Genomic DNA, 3,295 nt, shown 5'->3' with positions numbered 1-3,295 from the left:
CAGGTGGCGAGCTGCACGAGGTGCAGACCGCCGACCCGCGGCTGCGGCAGCGCTACGCCGAGGCTGCCGCCGCCCAGCGGGCCGCGATCGCCGCCGCGCTGCGTGGCGCCGGCGCGGCCCACCTGCGTCTGCGTACCGATCGAGACTGGCTGCTGGACATGGTGCGTTTCGTCGCCGCGCAGCGGCACGCGCGTACCCGGGGGACGACACGATGATCCGTTTTCTGCAACCGTGGTGGCTGCTGGCCGTGCTGCCGGTGCTCGCCCTCGCCGCGTTCTACGTCTGGCGGCAGCTGCACCGCCGGGCGTACGCGATGCGGTTCACCAACGTGGACCTGCTGCGTACGGTGGCGCCCAAGGGGCTGGGCTGGCGTCGGCACGTACCGGCGACGGCCTTCCTGCTCTGCCTGCTGGTGCTGGCCACCGCGCTGGCCCGGCCCGCGGTGGACACGAAGGAGCCGCTGGAGCGGGCCACGGTGATGCTCGCCATCGACGTGTCGCTGTCGATGCAGGCCGACGACGTGGCGCCGAACCGGCTGGAGGCGGCGCAGGAGGCGGCCAAGCAGTTCGTCGCCGAGCTGCCGGAGAGCTACAACCTGGGCCTCGTGTCGTTCGCCAAGGCCGCCAACGTGCTGGTGCCGCCGGGCAAGGACCGGGACGCGGTGACAAGCGCCATCGACGGTCTGGTGCTGGCCGAGGCGACCGCGACCGGCGAGGCGGTGTTCACCTGTCTGGAGGCGATCCGGTCGGTGCCGGCCGACGGCGCGGCGGGCATCCCGCCGGCCCGGATCGTGCTGCTCTCCGACGGGTTCCGCACGTCCGGCCGGTCGGTGGAGGAGGCGGCGGCCGCCGCCCAGGCGGCCAACGTGCCGGTCTCCACCATCGCGTTCGGCACCGACACCGGTCAGGTCGACATCGGTGGGCAGCTCCAGCGGGTGCCGGTGGACCGGCTGGCCCTGGCCGAGCTGGCCGAGACCACCGAGGGCTACTTCTACGAGGCGGCCTCGGTGAGTGAGCTGAAGCAGGTCTACCAGGACATGGGCAGCTCGATCGGTTTCCGGACCGAGCCCCGCGAGGTGACCCAGTGGTACGCCGGGGTGGCCCTGCTGCTGGCGCTCTGCGCGGGCGCGCTCAGCCTGCTCTGGTCGTCGCGGATGCTCTGAACGGGCGCGTCGAGCGGAAGGCCGGAGGTGGTCAGTGACCGCCGCCGGCCAGGACGAAGACGACTGCCACCCAGACGGCGGCGAGGGTGAAGCCCAGCGGGGCGACGTAGCGGCTCATGGGACGGCTCTCCGGGTGGCGGCTGGACGGTCCGCGAGCGGGGGCGGACCGCAGGGGTGGGGACGCGCACACGAAGTCGTGACCGGGCGGCTCCCGGCGACCGTCGACGGATCGGACGGCGCGGCACACGCGCCCCGGCGGGAGCCGAGGCGGTGGGGGAGCCAAAGCGGGGTCAGCTCACCAGACTGAGTCGTGGCTCAGCGGGGCTGACCATCGGCCCGGCCACGACTGGGAGGATCGCTATCTCGCACAGCGATCACCTCCTGCAAGTCGGCCCGGCCGGAACGTCGATCATCGTACACCTGAGGTGTCGCGCCGACGCACTCGGCCGACCGGTCGGCGGCCCCTCCACCGCCCGGCTGCCATGCCCCCGGGTGGCCCTTGCCGACCCGCGCCAAGGTGACCAGCACGAGGGCGAGCAGCGGCAGCCAGCAGCAGCGCGCCAGCACCCACGCCGGGCCGTCCGGCGGGGTGTGCAGACCCGGCAGCGCCACCCCGGCCCGGGCGGTGAGAGCGGTCACCGCGACCAGGACCGGCTGGTGCCACAGGTAGATCCGCACCGAGTCGCGGTTCGCCTCGCGTACCGCCCGACCCGGCGCCGGGCGGGCCAGCAACCGCTCCAGCGCGGGGCGGGCCAGCAACCCCAGGCCGACCTGCGTGACCGCCAGCGCCACCGCGAGCAGCGACGGCGGGTTCAGGTTGGACACCCCCGCGCCGGGCACCCCGACCGCGCTGACCGGGTACCCCAGCGCCAGCAACCCGGCCAGCGCGGCGGCGCCACCGGCCGCCAGCCCGGCCGCCGACCGACGGTCCGCCAGCCGGCCGTCACCATGCGCCAGGCCGAGCAGGTACGGCACCGCCCAGGCCACCAGCACCGTCACCGGCGGCACGTCGGCGCCGTCCGGCAGCACACGGGCCGCCAGGTCGCCCGCCGCCACCACGACCACCGCCGGTACGACGCAGCGCGCCAGCCCCCACCGGCGTACCGCGGCGCGCAGCGGGCCGGTCATGGCGACCAGGAACACCAGGGGCGCCAGGAACCACAACGGGCTGACCGCGAGCCGCAGCGCGACGGCGAGCGTGTCGTCCGGGGTGCCGACCACTGTCGCGGCGAGCAGCACGGCGGCGCCCACGCCCAGTAGCGCCACCACGCCCAGCAGCAGCCGACGCAGCCGACCGGCCAGCCAGCCCGACGGCCGGACGCCATGGCGGGCCAACGACCGGGCCGAGGCGAACCCGGCGGTGAAGAAGAACAACCCGAGGGTCTGCAACACCCAGGTCACCGGGGCCAGACCGGGCAGCGCGGCCAGCGGACTGGCCTGCCGCAACCCGCCGCCGTCGGTCACCACCAGCGCGGTCACCAGCCAGTGCCCGAGCACCACCCCGCCGATGGCGTACGCCCGCAGCGCGTCGACCGCGCGGTCGCGGCTCACCGGGACGCCCCGGCGGGGTCGGCGCCCAGCACGACAGCCGCGACCGCGATCAGCGTGGCGCTGCCCGGCGTCAGGTAGGCGTCGTGCCCGCACACCCCGGCCACCGGCAACGGCCGGGCGCCGAACGCGGGGTCGCCCGGCCGGCGGCCGAACCCGAGCCCGGGCAGCCGCACCGGCGGCACCCGACGGATCCAGTCGGTGGCCGCCTCGGCCGCCCAGAGCCGTCGCCCGCCGGGCAGCTCGTCGGCATGCCGCACCCCGGCGCCGATCCCGCCGAGGCTGACGACGTCGGTGACCTGGGCCGGGGCGTCCGCGGCGGCCAACGACACCACAAGCGCGCCGTAGCTGTGCCCGACCAGGGTGATCACCGCCTCCGGGCGGCGCGACGCCAGCTCCCGCAGCAGCGCGGCTAGCCCGGCCGCGCCACGCCGGGCGCTCACGTCACCGGCGGCCGTCAACACCCCGTCGGGAGGGTCGTAGCCCAGCCAGGCCAGCACCGCCACCCGCGCCGCCGGGTCGGCCGCCCGCAGCTCCCGGTAGAGCTGCCCGGCCTGCACCGACGGCGCCCGCCGGGACACCCCG

General features: G+C 75.9%; 3 protein-coding genes and 1 pseudogene. 2 read left to right on the top strand and 2 right to left on the bottom strand.

The genetic code is table 11. The annotated features are described in order from the left end of the window. Positions 1-215: pseudogene (locus FHG89_RS13555) on the top strand (erythromycin resistance leader peptide); the annotation flags it as partial. Continuing rightward, complete coding sequence (locus FHG89_RS13550) at positions 212-1,162, top strand: VWA domain-containing protein (protein ID WP_139584735.1); 951 nt, start codon at positions 212-214, stop codon at positions 1,160-1,162. The pseudogene FHG89_RS13555 and the gene FHG89_RS13550, both read left to right, overlap by 4 nt. Positions 1,163-1,477: 315 nt before the next feature. Here the strand turns inward: FHG89_RS13550 and FHG89_RS13540 are convergent, their stop codons facing one another. Then, on the bottom strand, positions 1,478-2,713 hold the full coding sequence (locus FHG89_RS13540; RefSeq protein ID WP_208760959.1) for an acyltransferase family protein: 1,236 nt from the start codon (positions 2,711-2,713) through the stop codon (positions 1,478-1,480). Then, positions 2,710-3,295: alpha/beta hydrolase (locus FHG89_RS13535; RefSeq protein ID WP_244295419.1), on the bottom strand; the 586-nt coding region annotated here is incomplete at its 5' end. The genes FHG89_RS13535 and FHG89_RS13540, both read right to left, overlap by 4 nt.

The organism is Micromonospora orduensis, assembly GCF_006228125.1.
GTDB classification, from domain to species: Bacteria; Actinomycetota; Actinomycetes; order Mycobacteriales; family Micromonosporaceae; genus Micromonospora; species Micromonospora orduensis.
Note: the sequence above shows the minus strand (reverse complement) of the source record. Positions and strands in the feature narration are given on the sequence as shown.